The sequence below is a fragment of the Holophagales bacterium genome (assembly GCA_016699405.1).
Classification (GTDB): Bacteria; Acidobacteriota; Thermoanaerobaculia; order Multivoradales; family JAGPDF01; genus JAAYLR01.
Genome location: CP064972.1, coordinates 4,987,892 through 5,010,032, shown reverse-complemented (window position 1 = coordinate 5,010,032; position 22,141 = coordinate 4,987,892). Strand labels below are relative to the sequence as shown.

17 protein-coding genes are annotated in these 22,141 nt (G+C 66.5%); all 17 read left to right on the top strand.

The window, feature by feature from the left end; translation table 11 throughout:
* The first annotated feature begins 1,076 nt into the window (after positions 1-1,076).
* Positions 1,077-3,014, top strand: a complete 1,938-nt coding sequence (asnB, locus tag IPJ17_20730; protein QQR73862.1) for an asparagine synthase (glutamine-hydrolyzing) — start codon at positions 1,077-1,079, stop codon at positions 3,012-3,014.
* Positions 3,011-4,684, top strand: coding sequence for a phosphotransferase (locus IPJ17_20725; protein QQR73861.1), 1,674 nt, complete (start codon positions 3,011-3,013; stop codon positions 4,682-4,684). The genes asnB (IPJ17_20730) and IPJ17_20725 overlap by 4 nt, the downstream gene beginning before the upstream one ends.
* Complete coding sequence (locus IPJ17_20720; GenBank protein QQR73860.1) at positions 4,681-5,415, top strand: glycosyltransferase family 2 protein; 735 nt, start codon at positions 4,681-4,683, stop codon at positions 5,413-5,415. The genes IPJ17_20725 and IPJ17_20720 overlap by 4 nt, the downstream gene beginning before the upstream one ends.
* 11 nt (positions 5,416-5,426) lie before the next feature.
* Positions 5,427-6,590 (top strand): glycosyltransferase family 4 protein, encoded by a 1,164-nt coding sequence (locus IPJ17_20715; GenBank protein QQR73859.1) that lies wholly within the window; start codon positions 5,427-5,429, stop codon positions 6,588-6,590.
* Positions 6,587-7,651, top strand: a complete 1,065-nt coding sequence (locus tag IPJ17_20710; protein QQR73858.1) for a glycosyltransferase family 2 protein — start codon at positions 6,587-6,589, stop codon at positions 7,649-7,651. Before IPJ17_20715 ends, IPJ17_20710 begins: the two co-directional genes overlap by 4 nt.
* A gap of 163 nt (positions 7,652-7,814) precedes the next feature.
* Positions 7,815-9,002 carry an O-antigen ligase family protein gene (locus IPJ17_20705; GenBank protein ID QQR73857.1) on the top strand — a complete coding sequence of 396 codons (1,188 nt, stop codon included), beginning with the start codon at positions 7,815-7,817 and terminating at the stop codon, positions 9,000-9,002.
* Positions 9,003-9,490: 488 nt separating this feature from the next.
* The gene (locus tag IPJ17_20700; GenBank protein ID QQR73856.1) at positions 9,491-10,204 is read left to right on the top strand and encodes a glycosyltransferase family 4 protein; all 714 of its coding nucleotides are present in this window, start codon (positions 9,491-9,493) and stop codon (positions 10,202-10,204) included.
* Between the two features lie 87 nt (positions 10,205-10,291).
* On the top strand, positions 10,292-11,500 hold the full coding sequence (locus IPJ17_20695; protein ID QQR73855.1) for a hypothetical protein: 1,209 nt from the start codon (positions 10,292-10,294) through the stop codon (positions 11,498-11,500).
* Entirely contained in the window at positions 11,497-12,501 is a 1,005-nt protein-coding gene (locus tag IPJ17_20690) for a glycosyltransferase (GenBank protein QQR73854.1), read from the top strand. Before IPJ17_20695 ends, IPJ17_20690 begins: the two co-directional genes overlap by 4 nt.
* Positions 12,501-14,384, top strand: a complete 1,884-nt coding sequence (gene asnB, locus IPJ17_20685) for an asparagine synthase (glutamine-hydrolyzing) (protein QQR73853.1) — start codon at positions 12,501-12,503, stop codon at positions 14,382-14,384. The genes IPJ17_20690 and asnB (IPJ17_20685) overlap by 1 nt, the downstream gene beginning before the upstream one ends.
* 100 nt (positions 14,385-14,484) lie before the next feature.
* Positions 14,485-16,335 (top strand): asparagine synthase (glutamine-hydrolyzing), encoded by a 1,851-nt coding sequence (gene asnB, locus IPJ17_20680; protein ID QQR73852.1) that lies wholly within the window; start codon positions 14,485-14,487, stop codon positions 16,333-16,335.
* Positions 16,325-17,023 carry a class I SAM-dependent methyltransferase gene (locus tag IPJ17_20675; GenBank protein QQR73851.1) on the top strand — a complete coding sequence of 233 codons (699 nt, stop codon included), beginning with the start codon at positions 16,325-16,327 and terminating at the stop codon, positions 17,021-17,023. Before asnB (IPJ17_20680) ends, IPJ17_20675 begins: the two co-directional genes overlap by 11 nt.
* Positions 17,024-17,090: 67 nt before the next feature.
* The gene (locus IPJ17_20670) at positions 17,091-17,351 is read left to right on the top strand and encodes an acyl carrier protein (protein QQR73850.1); all 261 of its coding nucleotides are present in this window, start codon (positions 17,091-17,093) and stop codon (positions 17,349-17,351) included.
* Positions 17,352-17,356: 5 nt separating this feature from the next.
* Positions 17,357-18,373 carry a hypothetical protein gene (locus tag IPJ17_20665; GenBank protein QQR73849.1) on the top strand — a complete coding sequence of 339 codons (1,017 nt, stop codon included), beginning with the start codon at positions 17,357-17,359 and terminating at the stop codon, positions 18,371-18,373.
* On the top strand, positions 18,370-19,278 hold the full coding sequence (locus tag IPJ17_20660; GenBank protein QQR73848.1) for an ACP S-malonyltransferase: 909 nt from the start codon (positions 18,370-18,372) through the stop codon (positions 19,276-19,278). The genes IPJ17_20665 and IPJ17_20660 overlap by 4 nt, the downstream gene beginning before the upstream one ends.
* A gap of 3 nt (positions 19,279-19,281) precedes the next feature.
* Complete coding sequence (gene asnB / locus IPJ17_20655; protein ID QQR73847.1) at positions 19,282-21,267, top strand: asparagine synthase (glutamine-hydrolyzing); 1,986 nt, start codon at positions 19,282-19,284, stop codon at positions 21,265-21,267.
* Positions 21,264-22,094: a GNAT family N-acetyltransferase gene (locus IPJ17_20650; protein ID QQR73846.1), complete on the top strand. Its 831-nt coding sequence runs from the start codon at positions 21,264-21,266 to the stop codon at positions 22,092-22,094. The genes asnB (IPJ17_20655) and IPJ17_20650 overlap by 4 nt, the downstream gene beginning before the upstream one ends.
* Positions 22,095-22,141: the final 47 nt, after the last annotated feature.

Sequence of the window (22,141 nt, the reverse complement as noted above, 5' to 3'; positions counted from 1 at the left end):
ATCACGGAAATGAGTAGTCGGGACATCAGCGAGCCATGTTCAGGCCTGCGAAGTCAAGGCAACGCCTACACGTTGTTCGCTGAGGTTGCGCGCCAGGTGATGGCGGAGGTGGCTAGCCACGCACTTACTGTGACTCGAGCAATTGCGGACGTGATGGAGCGGACCGGGCCCTCGGTGATCGTCGCTGGGAATCCCTGCACCATGGAGGGGCGAATCGCAGTCGAGTTGGCAAGGTGCTCGGGGGTGCCCTCACTTGCCGTGCAACACGGATCCATGTTTTCGGAGGATCCCCTTTGGCGCGACATCCCGGTTTCGCTGTTCTGTACCTGGGGGAGCCAAGCAAGAGATGCCTGGATCTCGTACGGGTATCGAAGGGAGACTGCCGCGGTCACCGGGGACCCGGGCGGCGACTTGAAGCCAGCGCAAGGTTGGGGTGCTAGCCTCCCAACTGGGAAGGTCGTGGTAGCGCTGTCGGGTTCTGGGCATCAGACCGGGAGGAACGAACAAAGGCACTTGGTTAGCGTCATTGCGTCCGCTGCCGCGATTGATCGGGGCGGCCGCTGGTTGGTTCGCGTTCATCCAAAGGACAACCCGGAATCCTACCTCCGCGAGATATCCGAGGTGGGAGCGAGGAACGTGGAAGTAGTTTCGGCGCGGGTGGCCACCACCACTCTCAGGGAGGAGCTGTTAGATGCGCTCTGCCTCGTCACCAGCACCTCCGCATCCGCTGCGGACGCGATTCTGATGGGAGTGCCGGTCGTCTCGCTTTCGCGGCCTGCCGGGGAATGCGTTCCTGACTATGTGACAGCGGGTGCCACGCTTCATGTTGAGGCGACGCCTGAGGCGCTGGCTCGCGCGGTGGCAAAGTTGCGGATGGTTGGCCCCCCCGCGGAGGTAGTGGAGTCCGCAGTAGGTTTCCGAGAGAGGTTCTTCGGTGTGTTGGATGGGTGCGCCGCCGTCCGTGTTGCCGAGGAGCTTCTAGGGCTTGCCGCGGCTACGAAATCGCAATCAGCTCCCCGCCCGAGCACGCATTCCCGAGGCTGTGGTCTAAGAGCACCACAACATGGAATCGCCTGATGTGCGGGATCGCCGGGAATTGGAATAGCAGATTGGCCCGGGGTGGTTGCGAGGGCACAGTAGCGTCCTTGCGCGCGATGTCTCACCGTGGCCCAGACGGATTGGGGATCCACGAGTTCAACGGTGGGTCAGCTGGAATGGTGCGACTTGCCCTGGTCGACCTCTCCGAGAACGGTCAGCAGCCGCTCTGGTCGCCCGATCATCGAGTGGCGATTCTATTCAACGGCGAGATCTACAACTTCCGAGAAGAGCGGCGGCGGCTCGCGAGCTCCTATCCGTTTCGCTCCACGACCGACTCGGAAGTGGTCCTTGCCCTCTATCTCGAGTGCGGTCCTTCGTTCGTCGAGAAACTGCGCGGGATGTTCGCCCTCGCGATCCTCGATTGGCGGCCTGGCGGCGAAGCGGGGTCGCCAGACTTGCTGCTGGCTCGGGATCGATTCGGCATCAAGCCGCTCTATGTCGCCGATGCCGGCGACGGCGGGATCGTCTTCGCCTCGGAGATCAAGGGCATCCTCGCCTCGGGCTTGGTGTCTCCCGAGGTGGACTCCGAGGGCCTTGCGTCCTTCCTGCATCGTGGATTCCTTTCGCAGCCGCGTTCCATCATTCGCGGAGTGCGAATGCTAGAGGCGGGAAGCGTCGAGATCTATCGGGCGGGCGGGTCGCCGAGACGGATACGCTTCGGCGCATTGCCGGTCGCCGACCCGCAGGAGGAGACGCTCGAGGCCGCAGCCGCGCGCCTGCGAGCCACGCTCGAGGAGTCGGTGGCCCTGCACGCGCTCGCCGATGCGCCGGTGGGGGCGTTCCTGAGCGGTGGCGTGGACTCGACCGGAATCGTGGCGTTGATGAGCCGACGGGTCGGACCGCTGCGCACCTATTCGCTGGGCTGGGTGGAGGGGGGGGCGGCAGACGAGACCGAAGAGGCGGAGGACGCCGCGCGCCGGATCGGATGCGAGCACACGACGGTGCGCGTTTCGGGGGCAGAGGTAGCGGAGCTGCTGCCACGCTTCTCGCGGGATCTCGACCAGCCGTCGACCGACGGACTGAACACCTGGTTCGTGTCGCGGGTGGCGGCGCGGGAGGTCAAGGGCGTTCTGTCGGGGTTGGGCGGAGATGAGTGGTTCGCCGGTTACCCGGTGGTTTCGAGAATGGTGCGGTGTTTCTCGGGGCCGAGGCGGCATTGGACCCGTTTCGCCGGACAAGTGGCTCATTCGCTGTCTTCGGTCGCGGCAGGTTCTCGCGCGGGAGAGCGCCTGGAGAGCTGGTCGAGCTATCGTTCGCCGCAGGCCTTGTGGATGCAGTCGCATTCGGTCTTCCCGGCCCGATCGGCGGCGGTGCTTCTGGGATTAGTTCCGGGATCGGTGGATGCGCCGCAAGGCGAATCCGTTGCCGCAGCGCGTGGTGGAGGCGAGGACGGCGAGAGCGTGGCGAGCCTGGCCTGTCGTCTGGACGCGGAGATCTATATGCGCAACCAGCTGCTGCGGGACTCCGATGCGACGAGCATGGCCCACTCGCTCGAGCTGCGGGTACCGTTCGTGGACGCCGAGGTGGCGGCCTTCGCGCGCAGTTGCGACGACCGCTACAAGGTCGATGCCGCCGGCGCGGGCAGAACCTATCGGACCAGCGGTGCCAAGCGCGTGCTGATCGAGGCGCTTCGCGATCTGCTGCCGCCGGGGATCGAGAATCGCCCCAAGAGGGGCTTCGCGATGCCCTATGAAACGTGGATGCGCGGCCCTCTCCGCGAGATCGCCCTGGATTGCACGAGCGGCGAGACGGTGCGTGCCCGAGGGTTGCTCTCGCCGCCCGCGGTGGCCGACCTTCGTCGGCGAGTCGAGTCGCACGAGCCCGGCGCCGCCTACCCGAAGCTCTGGTCGCTGATGATCCTCGAGCTCTGGTGTCGCGAGGTCCTCGACCCGGCGAGATCGGGAGGTCGAGCGTGAGCTCCTCCGTGCCGGACGGTCTCACCGTCCTCATTCCCGCCGCCGGCCGCGTCCCCGAGGGCCTGCTCTCGCTTTCGAACATCAGTTGTCCGGCGATGATCCCGGTCGCCGGCCGGCCGGTGGTGCACTGGACGCTCGGCTACCTGCGAGAGCTCGGGCTGAAGAGCTTCCGCGTCGCCGTGGCGCGGCGCGGGCTCTTCGTCGAGGAGTTCGTCGAGAGTGCCTTCGGCGCCGACTGCCGGATCGATTTCGTCGTGCCGCGTCGCGACGGAGGGCTGGGCTTCACCGTCCTCGAGCTGCTCGAAGGCGTCGAGAGTGGCCCGGTGTTGGTGGTTCTCGGCGACACGCACTTCCGCCTCGACGACGCGGCGATCCTCGCGAGCGACGAGCCGTTCGTGCTCACCCATGCGGTGGAGGAGTCGTATCGCTGGTGCCTCGCCGAGGCCGACGGGGCGGGACATCTGACGCGGCTGCGGGACAAGGAGGCCGGGCTCGCCGGCGACCTGCGCGCGCTGGTCGGTGTCTACTTCTTCCCGGACGTCGGCCTTGCACGGCGCGCGGCGAGGGAGAACGTGGCGGAGGCCGAACGCTCGGGACGTCGAGCCGAGATGGCGGGCCTGCTCGAACGCGTCGCCCGGGAGGCGCCGATCCGCGTCGCCGGCGTCCGCGAATGGCTCGACTGCGGCAATCCCGACCGCCAGGCCGCATCCCACCGCGCGCTGCTCCAGGCGCGGGCCTTCAACGAGCTCAGCATCGACCCGGTCCTGGGGACGATCACCAAGCGCAGCCGCCAGCGGGAGAAGTTCCTGCAGGAGATCGACTACCTTCGTCTCCTGCCGCCGGAGATCGCCGTGCTCTTCCCGCGCCTGCTCGACTTCTCCACGGCCTGGAACGAGCCGTGGATGACGATGGAGTACTACGGCTATCCCGCGCTCGCCGAGGTCTTCCTCTTCGAGAACCTCGACCCCGGGGTCTGGCAGCGCATCTTCGAGCACCTCTTCGAGATCCAGCGGACGGCCTTCCGCTCCAGGCCCTGGCCGTTGCCGCCAGGCACGGTGCGCGAGATGTACCTCGAGAAGACGCGCCGCCGGGTCGACCAGCTCGATCCCGCGAGCCCGGTGGGCGCGTTCCTTCGCCGGAACGACGTGCTGACGGTCAATGGTCGGCCGATCGGCCGGCTCGAGCATCTCTGGGAGCGGCTCGCCGTCGAGATCGACCGGCTCGAGGCCAACGCGCAGGGTGCGATCGTGCACGGCGACCTCTGCCTGTCGAACATCCTCTACGACGTGCGCTCCCGCATCTGCAAGCTGATCGACCCGCGCGGCAGCTTCGGGCGCGAGGGGATCTACGGCGACCCGCGCTACGACGTCGCCAAGCTCTATCACTCCGTCTACGGCCTCTACGATTTCATCGTCAACGATCTCTTCCGGGTGCGCCTCGAGGGCGGCGATCTGTCGCTCACCATCCGCACGACGCCGCAGCATCGGGAGATCGAGCAGCGGTTCTCCCGCGTGTACTTCGGCGAGTTCGACCGGCGCGAGATCGTGCTCATCGCCGGGCTGCTCTTCGTCAGCATGCCGGCGCTCCACAGCGAGCGTCCGGATCGGCAGCTCGCGATGCTGGCGCGTGGCCTGCAGCTGCTCGACGAGGCGCTCGGAGGGTCGGCGTGAACATCGTCATCCCGATGGCTGGTCGCGGCCAGCGATTCGTGGATGCCGGCTACGCCGTGCCGAAACCGATGATCCCGGTGCTCGGACGGCCGATGTACTCCTGGGCTGTCGAGAGCCTGCCGCTGGAGCTCGCGTCGAGGTTGATCTTCGTCTGCCTCGCCGAACATCTCGAGGGCCACGGCCTGGCGGAGGACATCGCGGCCAGGTACCGGCGATTCGGCCCCGTCGTCAGGGGACTGGAGGCGGTCACCCGCGGGCAGGTCTGCACCGTCCTCACGGCGCGCGACCTGCTCGATCCGTCCCAGCCGTTGTTGATCTACAACGCCGACACCTGGTGCCGCACCCGGCTCGGCGAGCGGCTGCCGGCCTTGCCTGCAGAGGTCGACGGGCTGCTCGGGGTGTTCGAGGCACCGGGCGACCACTGGAGCTTCGCGCGGACCGACGCCAACGGCCGCGTGGTCGAGACGGCCGAGAAGCGGCGGATCTCGCCCTGGGCCTCCACCGGCCTCTACCACTTCTCGCGCACCGGCGACTTCCTGCGCCACGCCGACGCGATGATCGCCGCGGAGGACACCACCCGCGGCGAGTTCTACGTCGCGCCGCTGTACAACCGGATGCTGCGTGAGGGGGCAGACCTTCGCCTCGACGTGGCCGAGGAAGTTCGCGTGCTGGGGACGCCGGCGGAGCTCGCGGCGTTCGAGCGTTCGGCAGAGGGGTGGGCTGCGTCCTGAGGGTGCTTCACGTGCTCAACAGTGCGAGCGGTGGCTCGGCGATCAGCACGCTCGATCTCGTGCGGGCGATGCGCGGGCGGGGCGTGGTCGCCGCCGCTGTCTGCCACGACGCCGGCAGCCCGCGCGAGCGCGAAGCGGTGCGCGAGGCCTTCGACGGCCGCGTCGAGTTCCGCAAGCTCGTCTGGTGGAACCGGAAGATCCGCGTCCGTGCCTGGAAGAGGCCGGCCCTGGCACTTCTTCAACTTCTCGAAACCGGGGCCGGAGTGGCTTCGGCGCGGGCCGTCGTGCAGGCAGCGCAGCAGCACCGGGCCGATCTCATCCACACCAACACGATTCTCACGCCCGAGGGGGCTCGAGCGAGTCGGCGCTTGCGAATCCCGCATGTGTGGCACGTGCGAGAGCTGGTCGGGAAGACCCGGGCCTTCCCGTTGGCGGGCGCTCGAGGCCGCGTCGCCCGCCTGCTCCGCCGGGCCGGCGTGGTCGCGGCGAACTCCGAGGCGACCGCCGCGGCCCTGCGCGACGCCACGGGAGTCGAGCGGATCACGGTCGTCCCGAACGGCGTCGCCCTGGAGCCGCTGTTGGCTCTCGGTCCGGCACCGCCCGGTGGACTGTTCGTCGTCGCGATGGTCGGAAGTCTCTTGTCGCGGGTCAAGCGGCACGGACTCTTCCTCGAGGCGGCCGCGATGCTCTGCCGCCATCCCGAGATCGAGTTTCGAATCTACGGGGGTGGCGACCGGGAACGGGAATCGTATGCGCGGGGCCTGGTCGACGAGGCGACGCGCCGCGGTCTCGGCGAGCGGCTTCGGTGGATGGGGCACGTCGAGGGCGCGGCGGCGATCCTCGCGGACGTCGCGGTTCTCGTCCACCCGGCTGAGCAGGAGTCGTTCGGCCGGGTATTGGTCGAAGCGATGGCCGCCGGTCGGCCGGTGGTGGCACCGCGTGGCGGTGGGGCGGCCGAGATCGTCGTCGACGGCGAAACCGGGTTCCTCGTTCCCTGCGGCGATGCGGCGGCGATGGCCGCGGCGGTGACGCGACTGCTGGAGTCCCCGGATCTGGCGAGGCGAATGGGTGAAGCGGGGCGTGCGCGAGCCGCCGAGCGGTATGCGCTCGACCGTGTCGTCGACTCGATGCTCGGCTGCTACCGGACCGCGCTCGGCGAAGTCGGTGCGCGATGAAGCTCTCGATCTGTATTCCGAACTACAACTATGCCCGGTACCTGGGGCGTACGCTCGGCAGTGTGCTGAGCCAGGGCGAGGTCGACCTCGAGGTCGTCGTCGCCGACAACCAGAGCACGGACGAGTCGGTCGCCGTGCTGAACGCCTTGGCCGATCCGCGTGTCCGCGTCCGGGTGAATCGCTGCAACGTGGGGTTCGCCCGCAACCTCGACCGGGCTGCCGAGCTCGCCACCGGCGACTGGATGATCATGCTGTCGTCCGACGACATGGTGCGGCCCGGGGCGTTGGTGGCCTATCGAGACGTGATCGGGAAGCTCGGCGACGCCGCGTCGGAGAGTGTCCTGACGTCGACGCTCGAGGTAATCGACCCCGAAGATCGGGTCACCGGCCGGATCGGGCCCGACCCGGAGCTCTGGCGTGCGGCCGATCGGGATGATCATCTGTCGGAGCTTGCGGGAGCTCCGGTCTACCGCGTCGCGGCCGGTGAGCTTCTCGGTCGCTGCCTGCGGACGATGAAGAACCCCTTCAACTTCGCGGCAACGGCCTACCCGCGGGCTCTCTACGAGGCGGTCCACGGATACGGCGGGGCCCGCCTCATCAATCCGGACAAGTGGTTCCACTGGCGCCTGCTCGGTGTCGCGGGTCAGGCGCTCTTCGTCGACACGCCGCATTTCGCCTATCGCTGGCATCCGGCGAATCAAACGGCCCAGCAGGCGAAATCGGGGGCGCTGAAGTACCTGGTGGACGAGTACGCCACGGTTCTGGAGGCAGACACGGAACTCCTGCGCCGGGCGGGTGTTGGCCGAATTGACCTCGAGAGGGCCTTCATCGAACGAGACGTCGTTCGCCACGGGGCGGCCACCCTCGCGAGAGGTGACAGCGTTCGAGCAAGAAGGATCGTCGCATTCGGTCGGGCGGTGTTGCCGCATCTGCTGGAAGAAGTGCCGCTGGGGCATGGGCTCCGAATCCTCCTGGCACTCGGGCCGTTCGGCGGGTGGATCGCCAGGCTCGCTATGCGGTGGCGGGCCTTGTCGGTCCACAAGGGAGAGTCTGTTGGCTAGCGACTCGGCTCCTGGATGGGAGAAGCAGCGTGCGATCGGGTCAGCAAGGAGCATGACTCGTGAAACCCAGCGTCTGGGCGGCCGTTGGCGGCCTGGGGCAGCGCATTACGTGAGGTCTACTCGAGATCTCGGGGGGCGGGCCCGGTCTGGAGTCCTGTTCCTCATGGGATTGCTGGTGTTCGGCTCCGGGGTGCTCAGCCTGCGCATCGAGGTGGCTGGCCTCTACGTTCACCCGCAGTTGTTGCTGGTACTTCCCGTCGCAGCTTGGGTTCTCATGTCTAGCAGCCGCAATGCTGCGGCGAGCTTGGCTCCTTCCGCACTGGTAACCATCGCCACCTTCTCGATCTCGCACCTTGTCTCCGGTGGTCCCTACGGGCAGCTGCTGAAGCTCATCGCGTCGGCGCTGACCTTGTTTGTCGCTGCGTCTCTCGCCAGGACCTCTGCCGACTTCCGAGCCGGTGCATTGGGCCTGGCAGCTGGAGTCGGTCTCCTTGCGATGAGAGGAATGGTGGGCATCCAAGAAGTACAACTGGGAGTCGGGCTCAACCCTGTTGAAGAGGTCGCGAACAAGAACTACTTCTCGCTCTTGGCGCTTCCGGCGATCTTCGTGAGTGGGGCGTGGCTGCTCCACGGGAGGCCAGCCTGGACCGATCGCGTCGTCTTGGTTCTCGCCGTGGCAGCCTGCTCGCTGACGATCGCCGGAAGTGCGAACCGGTCCGGTTGGGTGAGCTTGGCTGTTGTTCCGATATTGCTCTTCGGCCGAAAGGCGAGCCCGCGCTTCCTGATCGGAATCGCAACGGTGGCGTTCGTCGTGATGTACGGCTTGGAGAAGCTTGAACTGCTGCCAGTGGTCGAAGAGCGGATCGCCTTGACGCAGGCTGGCTACTCCAGCGATGAGCTGCGTGAGCAACTCTACCAAGCGGGTGCCGAGATATTCCTAGCTTCCCCAATCTACGGGTCCGGGCTTCCTCGGATCAGTGATGAGCTGGCTGCTAGGGTCGGTGGCGCATTCTCCGAGGAGATCGGCCCACACAGCGTCGTCGTGTACCTACTCGCCGGGGGCGGGCTCTTTTGCACGATTCCCATCGTAGTCTTCGCCCTCCGAGTAGTCTGGCCGCGGTTCCGTCGATATGAACTGGGCTCAATCAGACCACGGGACGAGGGACTGGCTTGGCTGCTACCAAGACTCGGTCTTCTCTGGCTCATCCGCGGGCTGTTTTCAGACGAGATCCTCTATAGCCCTGCCTTCAGCATGGCTCTGGGGATGTTCCATGGTGTCACCGTATGGGACTCCTCGTTCGGGGGGGTGAAGGCCGTTGAGCGGAGGCAACCGGTTGGAGGGATGCGATGAAGGCCAGCGTTGGATTCGTCTCGTCGCGCGCCGGCTTTCATTCTGATGGGATCTGGTCCGAGGCGGGAGTCGTTCGGCCGCTTCAGGCTCTCGCCGAGCGTTACGGGAGGCTTACTGTTGCACTCAGTTCGTCTCCAGAGCGTTCTCCGCTCCTCTGCGAGCATCTGGCTGGCGACGAGGCAGACGCGGTAGAACTTCCCTGGATGCCAAGTGTACGAGTTGGGCTTCGCCGATGGAGAGGAGCGCGCCGTGCGATCCGAGAAGTCGAGCGCCGCTGCGATGTCCTGGTGGTTCAGATTCCCTTCGACTCGCCACTTGCACTGCTCGGTGCCCGACGCCCTCGCGTCTACCACATTTGCGCCGATGCGCGAGAGTGGATTCTAAGCTCGACACGATATCGGGGCCTGCTCGGCTTGCCGGCAAGAGTCGTGGCGCGAGGGATTGACCGGCTGCAAGCGGCACTATTGAGTGAGCCTCGGACGGCTTACGTGGCCAATGGCGAAGCCATCGACCGGTGGTATGGCGGCCGTGGCCGAGTGGTGATCTCGTCGGCATTGCGTGATTCGGAGATTCTCAGCGTCCAAAGACGGCGGCCGTTGGGGGACGGGTTTCGCGTGCTCTTCGTCGGATTTCTTCGCCACGAAAAAGGGCTGGACACGCTGGTTGCGGCATTCAAGATCCTGCTTGAAGCCCTGCCTCAGGCCGAGCTCGAGATCGTTGGAGCGGCGCACACGGTGGATCAGGGAGTTGGCAGCCAGCTCGAGCGCGAATTGGCGGACCTTCGAGCGGCGGGTAAGGCCAGGATTCTCCCGGCGTTGCCGTTCGGGCCGGAGCTCTTCCAGCGTTACGCTGATGCGGACGTGCTCGCATTGCCGAGTCGATCGGAAGGCACGCCGCGCGTGCTGGTCGAGGCCCGTGCCTTTCGCTGCCCTGTCGTCGCCACGCGAGTGGGAGGAATCCCGTCTTCCATCGATGATGGCGAGGACGGGCTGATTGTCCCGGTGGATGATCCGTCAGCCCTCGCTCGGGCTCTGGAAAGGGTCGCAGCAGACTCGAACCTGAGAGCCCACCTCGTCGAACGAGGCCTCGAGAGAGCGCGCAGAGCGACAGTCGAGGTCTTCAGCTCGGTCCTGGTCGAGGCGATCGAGGACTTGGTCCCGGACGCTCGCCGTGGTCAGAAGTTGGTCAGAGCGTCGAGGTGATCGGTGCGACGTCTAGGCTCTGAGCCAAGGGTCGACAAGGCGCTCTGGCTGCTCGCTTGTGCGACACCGGTGGTGACGGGAATCCTCATGCTCTTGCTCGTGAGAGGAGCGGGTCGCTACTCCCCTCCCGACTTCGGTGGGCCCGAGCCGAAGGCCACTCATGAGGCCGCACTCGAGATCCTGGAACGGGGACGCACCGAGATGGTCTTCCACCCGACGGGGTACGCCTACCTTGTCGCTCCTGTCTATCTGGTGCTGCCAAGGGTTCCCAGCTCGGTACTCTGGGTTCAGATCCTCCTGCTTCCCTCGATGGTGTGGTCGGTAGCCCGCCTCGCTGGACTTGCCGGAGACGGCGCACGGCGCGCTGCGCTGATTCTGATGGCGCTCTACTACCCTCTCGGCTACTATGCAGCGTCCTTTAGCAGCGTCTATCCGGCCATGATCTTCTTGTCGCTGGCCCTGGCTTGGTTCCTCCCTTCGGATGGACGAGACCACGTGGCGATTCGCGCAATGGCGTCAGGGGCCGCACTTGGCATCGCCACTTGCCTGCGGCCGAACCTTGGACTTGTAGGCCTCGTTCTCGTTCTGGCCTCCTGGATCACGACGCGCGACCTGCGGAGGACCGCCTGGCGCATCCTCCCGGTTGCTGCCGTGTCATTGGGACTCGTTGTCGTGATGACGTGGGCGAACCCACCTGAGCCGGGCCAGCTCACGCGCGGCAGCCAGGCATTTCATCGTTCGGTTCTCCAGGGTTCGTATCAGTTCGCTGACAAGTGGTGGGATTGGGACTGGTACGAGTCGGATGGAGACCCTGGCTTTGTTGCCTATCGTGAACATATTGCACGGATCGAGGCGGAGACCGGGCGCCCATTCACAGCGCCCGAGAGCCAGCCGGTCGTTGCTCGGGAGGCTTGGCGGCGCATTTCCGACCATCCGTGGTTGGCCCTCAAGAAGGCTGCGATCAGCGCCGTCCGAATCTGGATTCTCATCCCGACGCATCTTTCCTCACTGCCCATCAAGGTCATCATCGCTCTTCAGGAGTTCGTGCTGTTGGCATCTGCCGTGGGCGGCGCCCTTGTCCTGCGGCGGCGCCCGGCTGGCTTGGCCCTGCTCGCCGGGACCATGGTCCTGGTTGCCGCCAGCCACTTGGTGCTCCATGTCGAACCGCGCTACTCCCTGCCCGCCCGCGGCGCAGAGCTTGCTCTCGCGGCCATCGGACTCGAGCGTCTGTGGGCGACGTCGTTCGGGGGCTTGCTAACCAAGAGGTCGTCGACGGGCCCTGGAGGTTCGGGATGAACGGATCAGACGCGGTAGGTGTTTCGATCGTCGTCCCGGTGCTCAACGAGCGAGAGTCACTTGCCGGGCTCCACGCAGAGCTCAGTTCTCTGGCCGAGTCAGGTCTCCAGGTGACGGAGGTGATCTATGTCGATGACGGTTCGACAGACGGCTCCTCGGAGATTCTCCGTGCCTTGGCCGCAGCGCCTCATGGGCGCCTTCGAACTCGCTATCTTCGGCTTCGGCGCAACTACGGCCAGACGGCAGCGCTCGCAGCAGGATTCACAGCCGCCTCCGGAGGAGTGGTGCTGGCCCTGGACGCCGATGGTCAGAACGATCCGGCAGATATCCCGCGGCTACTCGAGAAGCTGGCCGAAGGCTTCGACGTCGTCAGCGGTTGGAGGCGATCTCGCCGGGATGCGGCGGTATCTCGACGTCTTCCAAGCGTCGTCGCGAACTGGCTGATCGGTAGGATCTCGGGTCTCTATCTGCACGACTATGGATGCACGCTCAAGGCATATCGCCGTGAGCTGCTCAGGGAACTGCGCCTCTATGGCGAAATGCACCGCTTCATTCCGGTCTATCTTCATCGCCTCGGAGCCCGTGTCGGTGAGCTCGAAGTCGGGCATCGAGCCCGCCGCTTCGGGCAGAGCAAGTACGGGACCGACCGGATTGCCAAGGTCCTTCTCGACCTGGTGATGGTGCGCTTCATGAGCCGGTACTTCACTCGGCCGATGCACTTCTTCGGCCGCGCTGGGCTGTGGTTCTTTGGGCTCGCGGCAGTTGTCTGCGTGATCATGTTGGTGTTCAAGTTCGGCTGGCTTTCGGTATTCGGGATCCCGTACCGTGCGAGCTTTGTCCAGACGCCGCTTCCAGCTCTGGCCGCGAGCCTTCTGGTCGGCGGAGTCACTTCGATCTTCTTCGGGATTGTCGCGGAGGTCCTGGTCCGAGTCCTGCACGAGTCACAGGGCCTGTCTGTGTACTCGGTCGCCGAAGACTCGCAATCTGGTCGGGTTGACTGATGTGCGGCATCCTTGGCGTGAGCGGCCCGCGAGGGCGCGAGTTGGTGGGGCTACTTCTGCCGCGGCTCGCTCACCGTGGGCCGGATGGGGCCGGAGTCTGGAGCGACAGATCGCTGGCTCTGGGCCATCGCCGGCTGGCCATCATCGGCGTCGACGCAGGGGGCGCCCAGCCGATGGAGCACGCGGCGACTGGCTCGCAAGTCGTCTTCAACGGAGAGATCTTCAACTACCTGGAGATCGCCGACGAGCTCGAGCGAGAGGGTCATCCGGTGGCTCGGCGCTACGACACGGCGGTGCTGCTCGCGGCCCTGGAAGCGTGGGGTGTGGACTGCCTGGCGCGGCTGAATGGCATGTTCGCGTTCGCCTGGTATCGCCCGAGAGAGCAACGGGTGCTCCTCGTCAGGGATCGATGGGGCAAGAAGCCGCTCTTCTGGGGCCGCATCCGCCTGGACGATGGCTCGCGGGTGCTCGCATTCTCATCGGAGTTGCGACCTCTGGCGGAGCTTCCTGGGGGGCCGCCACCACCTTGTGCACTCGGGGTCGCACGCTACCTGGTCTACGATGGGATGCCGGGAAGCGCGACGGTCTATTCCGGTATCGAGAAGCTCCCTCCAGGTGAGTGGCTGGAGCTTGACCCTGACGGCTCGGCGCCGAAGCGGGGACGCTATTTTCGCTTTGAGCCGGCGCCGAGGCGGTGGCACGTTGGAGAGGCAGAGGATGCCTTACTCGCGGGCCTGGAGCAGTCGGTACGCCTTCGACTACGCAGCGACGTCCCCGTCGGGCTCTTTCTCTCGGGTGGGCTGGACAGCTCGCTGCTCGCTGCGGTTTGGAGGCGCGTGGAGCCCCGGGGGCAGCTGCGCACGTTCACCGTCGGATTCGACGACTCAACCTTCGATGAACGCGAGTCGGCGCGCCTCGTCGCCAGGTGGTTCGGCGCCGAGCACCACGAGGTGATTGCTACCGGACGCGAACTTGAGCGGGAGCTAGAAACGGTCTGGCGTGGACTATCGGAGCCGTTCGGTGACCCGAGCATCATCCCGACGAGCCTGGTGTGTCGATTCGCACGCGAGCACGTAACCGTCGCGCTTGGGGGCGATGGGGGTGACGAGCTACAGGGCGGCTATGACCCATTTCGTGCTTGGCGATTGTCCCGCCTGATCGACCACCTTCACGCACGACGGCCTGCGGCCGCGGCGGCGCGCCTCCTCGAGCGATTGCTCCCGGCGAACCCCGGCAACATGTCGGTTCGATTCAAGGTGCGTCATTTCGGCCAGGGTTTCCTGCATGGGCCTAGTGAACGCATCCCGGGTTGGATGGCCAGCTTCTCCCTCGGGAGCGCCCTTTCCGTGATGCGTCCCGAGTTGGCTGCTCAGGTCTCGCTCGAGGAGGTCCTGCAGCCGAGCCGCGATGCATTCAACGGATCCCTGCACCATGGCGAGCTGGCGGGGCAGGTCGCCACATGGGTCCAGACGTACCTGGAATCATCGATCCTGACGAAGGTCGATCGAGCAAGCATGCTGCACTCGCTTGAAGTGCGGGCTCCCTTTCTTGATCCTGACCTCGCCGGCTTCCTCTCGAGCCTTCCCGCCGAACTGATCTTCAGACAGGGCCGGGGCAAGGTCTTGATGCGACAGTTGGCCAAGCGGATGCTCCCGGCGGAGGTACTTGCCAAGCCAAAGAAGGGTCTCGGAGTTCCGCAGACTGACTGGCTTCGGACCGTGCTCCGTGAGCGTTTGGAAGACAGCCTCCAGGGATCTCGGCACGATGAGTGGTATCAGTCGGATGAAATCGCCGCGATGTGGCGCGACCATCTATCAGGGCGCCGAGACCATCGAAAGGCGATCTGGAACTTTCTGTTTTCGTGGCCCTTCCGGACGAGATAGCGACGGAGGAGAGCGGCTTCCAATGTTCGGAAGTTCTGAGAAGCCAGCCAGGCCCGGGTAGGCCAGCATGTGCGGCATCGTGATTCTGAGCTCCGAACGATTGAGTTCTCTGCCAGGCGAGGTGTTCGGGCGCCTGGCGGATAGCGTTCAGCATCGTGGGCCCGATGGGGGTGGCGGTGTCTTTCTGGGCCGGATCGGGAACAGCTGGTCCGAGAGTGACCCGAATCCGAGCGTCTGGCTCGGCCACCGCCGACTCTCCATCCTTGATCTCTCCGACTCAGGCCGCCAACCGATGCGCTATCGGGACTCCTGGCTGGTCTTCAACGGCGAGATCTACAACTACCTTGAGCTGAAGCGTGAGCTCGCCTCTCGTGGTCACGGGTTCCGGACCCGGACCGACTCGGAGGTGCTGCTCGCGGCGTACGAGGAGTGGGGAGTCGAGGCGTTCGCGCGATTGCGAGGGATGTGGGGGTTCGCCATCTTCGACGGGAGGAGCGGCGAGCTGGTGATCTCGCGCGATCGACTCGGGATCAAGCCGCTCTACTACGCTCACTTCGACGGCATGCTGGCGGTGGTCAGTGAGATCAAACAACTTCTCGCGCTGCCGAGCTTTCGGCCGGGAGCCCGCAGCGAGGCGATCACGACCTACCTCGCCACCGGGTGGGAGGATTCGACCCACACGTTCTTCGACGGCGTGACTCCGCTACGTCCAGGGACCTGGGCTCGTGTCGACGCGACGAGTCTCGCTGTTCATCCGCACCCCTATTGGTTCCCTGAGCGGATCGCGGTCGAGGTCCGGGACCCTGCCGAGGCCGGGACGCGGGTGGCTGCAGCGCTCGCGGAGTCGGTGCGGCTCCATTTGCGGAGCGACGTTCCGGTCGGGTGCGCCCTGAGCGGTGGGCTCGACAGCAGCGCTGTGGCGGTGCTGGCGAACGAGGCCCGAGCCGAGGCGGGTGCCGTCGAGCCCTTCCACACCTTCTCGATCAGTTTTCCCGGCGAGCCGATCGACGAGAGGCCCTTCATCGACGAGGTGAATCACGTCATCGATGCCTCGCCGACGATCGAAACGCCGACGGCCTCTGGCTTCCTGGCGGATCTCGAGGACTTCGTCTGGCATCACGACGAGCCGGTCGGGTCGCTGTCGATGTATGCCGGCTACTGCCTGGCTCGTCGGACCCGCGAGGCGGGAGTGCCGGTCAGCCTGAACGGACAAGGTGGCGACGAGTCGCTCGGCGGATACTGGCAGTCGTACTTCGCCTATCTGCTCGGGCTTGGGCGGCATGGCGACCTCGTCACCCTGGCACGGCACTTGGGTGGAGCGCTCCTCCCGGGAGGGAATCCGCAGCTCTGGCTTCAGGCGCCTGCGCTGCTGGGGCGATGGCGACGGAAATCCCGGCCGTTTCTCGAGGTTCGTGGTGGGCCAGCAGGGCCGGGCTCGACGTCGGCGGAGAGAGTTCTCGGGATGTCGCCGAGGGAGCGCCGGCTTCACGAGATCCGTGAGCTCTTCTTGCCGCGTCTTCTCCGCTGGGACGACCGCAACACGATGGCCTTCTCGGTCGAAGGGCGCTACCCATTCCTCGATCACGTGTTCCTCGAAACGGCACTCGCCGTCGACCCATCGGCCCTGTTCTCCGGTGGGTGGACGAAGATGCCCCTGCGACGGGGAATGGTCAGCAAGCTGCCGGAGGCCATCCGCCTTCGCCGCTCGAAGCTCGGGTTCGAAACCCCCCAGGCGCGTTGGCTGCGCGGACCTCTCCTCCCGCGATTCGAGTCGCTGGTTGCGGGTGACTCCCCTGCGTGGGCCTGGGTCGAGAGGGATTCCGTTCGAAGAGCGCTCGACGAGCTCAAACGCGGCAGCGCCACGGCGGCTCGAGGGGAGGAGCTCTTCCGCGTCTTGATGGTGGATCGTTGGAGTCGGCAGTTTCTTGAGCGAGGGCGCCATGGCCGATGAGGTGGCCCGGATTCGTGGGGAGTACGAGCGACGCCGCCGTGAGATCCCTGTCGACTTCTATGCACGATGGCGCCCGGAGAACCTCTTCGCGCGACACAGTCAGGAGCGCGCCCTTTTGACGGGACTCCGGCGCGAGAGGGTCCTCCCGCTCGGCGACCAGCGGATTCTGGAGGTGGGCTGCGGTGATGGAGACTGGCTTGGAATCTTCGCCGAGTTCGGGGCGGCGCCAGAGAACCTCGCAGGGATCGATCTCGACGAGGCAAGGATCTCGGTCGCACGCGCCCGGTATCCGAGGTCCGATCTGCGCACGGGGGAAGCTTCGCACCTGCCGTGGGCTGATGAGTCGTTCGACTTGGTAGCCCAGAGCACAGTGTTCTCTTCGATTCTCTCGGACCAAATGAAGCGGGACGTTGCCAGCGAGATGCTCCGGGTCCTGCGCCCGGGAGGTGTCATCGTCTGGTACGACTTCTTCGTCAACAATCCGGCGAATCCCCACGTTCGTGGGGTCCGCCGCTCGGAGGTGGAGGGCCTTTTCGGCGGATGTCGGGGCCGGCTTGTCCGCACGACGCTAGCCCCGCCGCTCGCGCGTTGGCTGGTGCCCAGGTCCTGGGCTGCTGCGACTCTGCTCGCATCACTTCGAGTGCTCGATACCCACTTCCTTGGAGTACTGCGCAAGGAGATCAGGTGAGGTCGTGCGAGAAGTACCGAACAAAGGCGCTGTATGATCGGGCACCCATGAGCCTGCAAGGAGCGAGATGACTACGTCTGGAGTCTCGGAGGCCCTGAAGAAGTACGTCGAGAGCACCTTCCTGGTGGATCTCGGCGGCGCCGAACTGTCCACATCGAGTAACCTGTTCGCCGCGGGGGTGATCGATTCTTTCGGTGTCGTCGGGATCGTGACCTTCCTCGAGGCGGAATTCGGCGTGACGTTCAGTGACGAGGAGTTGCTGTCGCCGGATCTGGCGAGCGTCGACGGCATGGCCCGGATGGTCGAGGCAAAGCGGGCCCCGAGGTAATCGCCGTGATCTGCCGCCAATGCGTCCTGTCGGACTCCTTCCCGGGGATCGGCTTCGACGCGTCGGGGCTCTGCACGATCTGCCAGGCGGAACCGGGTCCCGTGGAGTCGACGCGCCGGCGCGCCAAGCTGCGGGGCGAGCTCGAGCGGGTCTACCGCGAGGTGCGCGGCCCGCGAGACTACGACTGCATCGTTGCCTACAGCGGCGGCAAGGACTCGACCTACACGCTGATGACGCTGCAGCGGCGCTTCGGGCTCCGCTGTCTCGCGGTGACGATCGACAACGGCTTCGTCTCGGAGCGGGCGCTCGCCAACTGCCGACTGGTCAGCGACTCGCTGGGTATCGATCACCTCCTGTTCCGTCCGTCGTTCGCCTTCATGCGGCGGATGTATGTCGACAGTCTCGAGGTCGGCGTCCACGTCAGCGCAGCGGCGAAGCGCGCGAGCGCCATCTGCAACTCGTGCATCGGCCTGATCAACAACTACGTGCTCAAGCTGGCCCTGCAGATGGAGGTGCCGATCGTCGCCGGCGGTTACCTCGGCGGCCAGGTGCCGAAGGACGCCTCGCTCTTCGAGTACCGGCCCGCCGCCATGCGACGGGCGCGTGAAGCCTCGCAGGCACGCTACGCCGCGCGCTTCGGCGCCGAGGAGGCGGCACGCTTCTTCGGGCTCGGGCCGTTCGAGCAGTCCGAGCAGACCGTCTACATCACCAACCCGATGCTCGTCCTCGAAGTGAGCGAGGACGCCGTGCTCGCGGCTCTGCGCGAGCTGGGCTGGGAGCGCCCGACCGACACCGGTCGCCACTCGAGCAACTGCCGGCTGAACGACTTGGGGATTCACTTCCATCTGGCGCGCCACGGTTTCCATCCTTATGTGGCGGAGATGGCCGAGCAGGTTCGATGCGGGCTCATGGACCGCTCCGAGGCGCTCGAGCGGCTGGCGCATCGCCCCGCCGAAGTCGACCTCGAGCCGGTGGCACGCCAGATCGGGCTCGACCTCTCGGGGCTCAAGATCCTCCCGTGAGCCCGGCCGGCATCGCCTTTCTCTTCCCCGGCCAAGGGCCCCAGGCCCCCGCCATGCTCGACGAGGCCCGCCGGCAGGAGGGGTTCGCGGAGCGTTACGCGTGTCTCTGCGACGTGGTCGGAGAGGACGTCGCCGCCGGCGTCGCCCGTCACGGCCAGGTCTATCTCGATCGCAACGAGATCGCCTCGACGGTTACGGTGCTCTGCTCCGTCCTCGAGCTCGAGCGGATCGCCCGTTCGGGCCGGGCCTGCCTCGGCGCGGCGGGATACAGCGTCGGACAGTGGACGGCGATGCACGCCGCCGGGATGCTCGACTTCGAGACGACGCTGCGCCTCGTCTTCCGGCGGGCACAACTGATGAACGCCAGTCCGGCAGCGGTCGACGGAGCGATGCTCGCCGTCATCGGACTGCCGAACGAGCGGGTCGAAGAGGTCTGCGCCGAGGTGCGGGCCGAGGGCGGTTTCGTGGCGGTGAGCAACTACAACTGTCTCGGGCAGCTGTCGGTGGCCGGGACGGTGGCCGGCGTTGCGCGTGCCGAAGAGCTCCTCGCCGCGGCAGCACCGCGCAAACTGGCGCGGGTGGGTGTCGCGGGAGCGTGGCACTGTGCACTTCTCGAGCCGGCGCGGCAGGCCTTCCGAAAGCTCCTGGAGTCGATCGAGCTCTCCCCCCCGGCGTTTCCAGTTGCCGACAACGTCTCGGGCGACCTCCTGCCGGCGGATCCGACGCTGCTTCGCGAGGCGCTCGCCGCGCACCTCTCCTCGCCGGTTCGCTGGGAGGCATGCGTTCGCCGGCTGCTCGCGATCGGAGCTGGCGAGCTCATCGAGGTGGGATTCGGCGACATGCTGACGAAGTTCGGATTCTTCATCGACCGGCGGTGCCGTTCGCTCTCGTCGAGGGCGCTCTAGGCCATGTGCGGGATCGCCGGTTTCTTCGATGTCGACTTCGTGTCCGCCGATCCGCGGCGAGCCCTGACGCGAATGCTCTCCGCCCTGCACCATCGCGGGCCGGACGAGCGTGGATTCTGGTTCGACGAGCGCGCCGGGCTCGCCAACGCCCGCCTCTCGATCATCGACCTCGCCCACGGGCAGCAGCCGATGTCGGCCGAGAACGGGCGCTACTGGATCGCGTTCAACGGCGAGATCTTCAACTATCTCGAGCTGCGGCGGGAGCTCGAAGGAGCCGGACGTCGCTTCGCCACCGAGAGCGACACCGAAGTGCTCCTGCAGGCGCTTCTCGAATGGGGCGACGAGGCGGTCGGCCGACTGAACGGACAGTTCGCCTTCCTCTTCTACGATCGTCGGCGCCGTCGGCTGTTGCTCGCCCGGGACCGCTTCGGCGAGCGCCCGTTGTTCTTCACGCGGCTCGGCCATGGCCTGGTCGCCGCCTCCGAGATCAAGGCGATCTTCGCCCTGCCGGAGGTGCGGCGGTCGATCGACCCGGTCGTCCTGCGGCGGCTCTTCCGGCTGTGGGTGCCGCTGCCCAACGAGACCTGCTTCGCGGGCGTGGAGCAACTCGCCCCGGGTCATCTGGCGGTCTTCGCCGACGGCCGGCTCGACGATCGACCCTACTATCGGCTTCCCGTCGGCCGGAGGAAGAGCACCTCCCTGCCCGAAGCGGTGGAGCGAGTGCGGGCGAGCCTCGAGCAGAGTGTGCGCCTGCGTCTGCGCAGCGAAGTCGAAGTCGGCACCTATTCGAGCGGCGGGCTCGACTCGACGATCACGACCGGCCTGGCGCAACGGCTCAACGCGCAACCGGTCCGGACCTTCGCGATCGGATTCGACGATCCGTCGTTCGACGAGACGCGCTACCAGGAGGAGGTGGCCGCGCGGTTCGGCACGCGACACCACACGGTGCGGATCGCCCGGAGCGACATCGCGCGAGTCTTCCCGGAGGCGGTCTGGCACGCCGAGACGCCTCTCTTTCGCACGGCGCCGGCCCCGATGTACCTGCTCGCCGAGCAGGTCCACGCCGCGGGAATCAAGGTCGTGCTGACCGGCGAGGGGGCCGACGAGGCCTTCCTCGGCTACGACATCTTCAAGGAAACGCTGATCCGCAGCCGGTTCCACGACCTCGACAGCGACCAGCGACTCGCCGCGATCGAGCGGCTCTACCCCTACCTGCCGCACTTCAATCGGGAGAACGCGGCGGCGCTGGCGCGCATCTTCGCGCAGCACGCCGCGGAGACCACGCGCCACCTCTTCTCGCACGAGATGCGCTTCGGGTCGGCCGCCTTCGCGGGACGATTGCTGGCGCCGACCGGGGAGGGCGACGACGATGCGGCGCGGCTCTCGGCCTGGCTCACGGCCGAGGCGCCGGATCTCGATCGATGCTCGCCGATCGAGAAGGCGCAGCTGCTCGAGTACACGACGCTTCTGCACGGCTACCTGCTTTCGTCCCAGGGTGACCGGATGGCCGCGGCGTGGGGAGTGGAGGGGCGCTGCCCGTTCCTCGACCCCGAGGTCGTCGAGCTGGCGCTTTCGTTGCCGGAGGAGCTCCGGCTGAGCGAGGGTTTGCGCGAGAAGCACGTCCTCAAGGAGGCCTTCGGAGGCGAGCTGCCCACCTCCGTGGTGGAACGGGCGAAGCAGCCGTACCGGGCGCCGGACGCCGTCGCGCTGCGTGAGGCGATGGCCGGGGGTTGGTTGGAGCCGTTGCTGCGGCCGTCGGCGATCGAGGCGAGTGGCCTGTTCGACGCGAAGAAGGCGTCGCTCTTCGTCGAGCGCCTTCGCACGTTGCCGGAAACGGCGATCGGGCCCCGCGAGGATCATGCGATGGTGCTGCTCGTGTCGACGTTGCTGCTGCAGCAGCGCTTCGTCGACGCGCTCCCTGCCGAGCCTTACGAGCGGCAGCTCGGCGACGTGCGCATGATCGACGGGCGAGAGGGCGTGAGCGCGTGAGCGTCGTCGTTCGCGCCGCGGAGAAGGCCGACATCGACGGCATCGTCGCCATGCTCGGCGAGCACTGGACGCAGCAGGGGTGGTCCGTCGGCAAGTACCGCTACTACTACGAGGACTATCCGTCGGGGCGCCCGCTGCCGTTCGTGGCCGTGGAGGACGGGGTCATCGTCGCCTTCCTCGGCCTGCTGCCGATCGCCGTCTCGGGGATGCGGGCCTGCCTCGTGCTCCAGGTCTTCGTGAGCCCGCGACATCGGCGAGGAGCCACCCTGGTGGAGCTGGCGCGCCTGGCCGAGTCGACGGCTCGCGAGTCCGGAGCTCGTTTCCTCTGCGGGTTCGGCAATCGACGATTCGCCGCCGTCGCGGCTCGCTTCCTCGGTTGGCGTGTTCCCGGCTACCTTCGTTTCGTCGACCGTGAAGCCGTCGACCTCACGGCCTTTCGGTCGCGCTTTCATTTCGACGCCGACGGCGCGTGGCATCGCTGGCGCTTCGGCGCAGTGCGAGAGATCCAGACCCAGAGCTACGAGAAGGACGGCGTGCTCCACCGGCAGCTTCTGAAGACGCGCGCCTTCCCGAAGCTCGAAGCGAGCTCGCTCGGGTTCCCCAGGCTCAATCTCTGGCACCCCGACGCGTATTCGACGACCGACGATGGCGGCTGGACCCAACCGTTCGTCGTCGTTCCGTTGGCTCCGGACCTTCCTCCCGAGCTCCTGGACATCCACCATTGGTACCTCGAGATGGGGGACTCCGACGCCATCGAGCCGTATCAACCGTGGTTGGCTAGCGGCCGCCTGGCGGGCACCCCACTCTCTCCGTCCGAAGTCGGGTGACCTCCTCACGGGACTCGATCGTGTGGTCGCCTGCGGCAGAAGAACCG

Coding starts and splice junctions, on each gene's coding strand:
- asnB (QQR73862.1), top strand. CDS start 1,077: ATGTGCGGGATCGCCGGGAATTGGAATAGCAGATTGGCCCGGGGTGGT.
- IPJ17_20710 (QQR73858.1), top strand. CDS start 6,587: ATGAAGCTCTCGATCTGTATTCCGAACTACAACTATGCCCGGTACCTG.
- IPJ17_20705 (QQR73857.1), top strand. CDS start 7,815: ATGGGATTGCTGGTGTTCGGCTCCGGGGTGCTCAGCCTGCGCATCGAG.
- IPJ17_20695 (QQR73855.1), top strand. CDS start 10,292: ATGCTCTTGCTCGTGAGAGGAGCGGGTCGCTACTCCCCTCCCGACTTC.
- IPJ17_20690 (QQR73854.1), top strand. CDS start 11,497: ATGAACGGATCAGACGCGGTAGGTGTTTCGATCGTCGTCCCGGTGCTC.
- asnB (QQR73853.1), top strand. CDS start 12,501: ATGTGCGGCATCCTTGGCGTGAGCGGCCCGCGAGGGCGCGAGTTGGTG.
- IPJ17_20675 (QQR73851.1), top strand. CDS start 16,325: ATGGCCGATGAGGTGGCCCGGATTCGTGGGGAGTACGAGCGACGCCGC.
- IPJ17_20670 (QQR73850.1), top strand. CDS start 17,091: ATGACTACGTCTGGAGTCTCGGAGGCCCTGAAGAAGTACGTCGAGAGC.
- asnB (QQR73847.1), top strand. CDS start 19,282: ATGTGCGGGATCGCCGGTTTCTTCGATGTCGACTTCGTGTCCGCCGAT.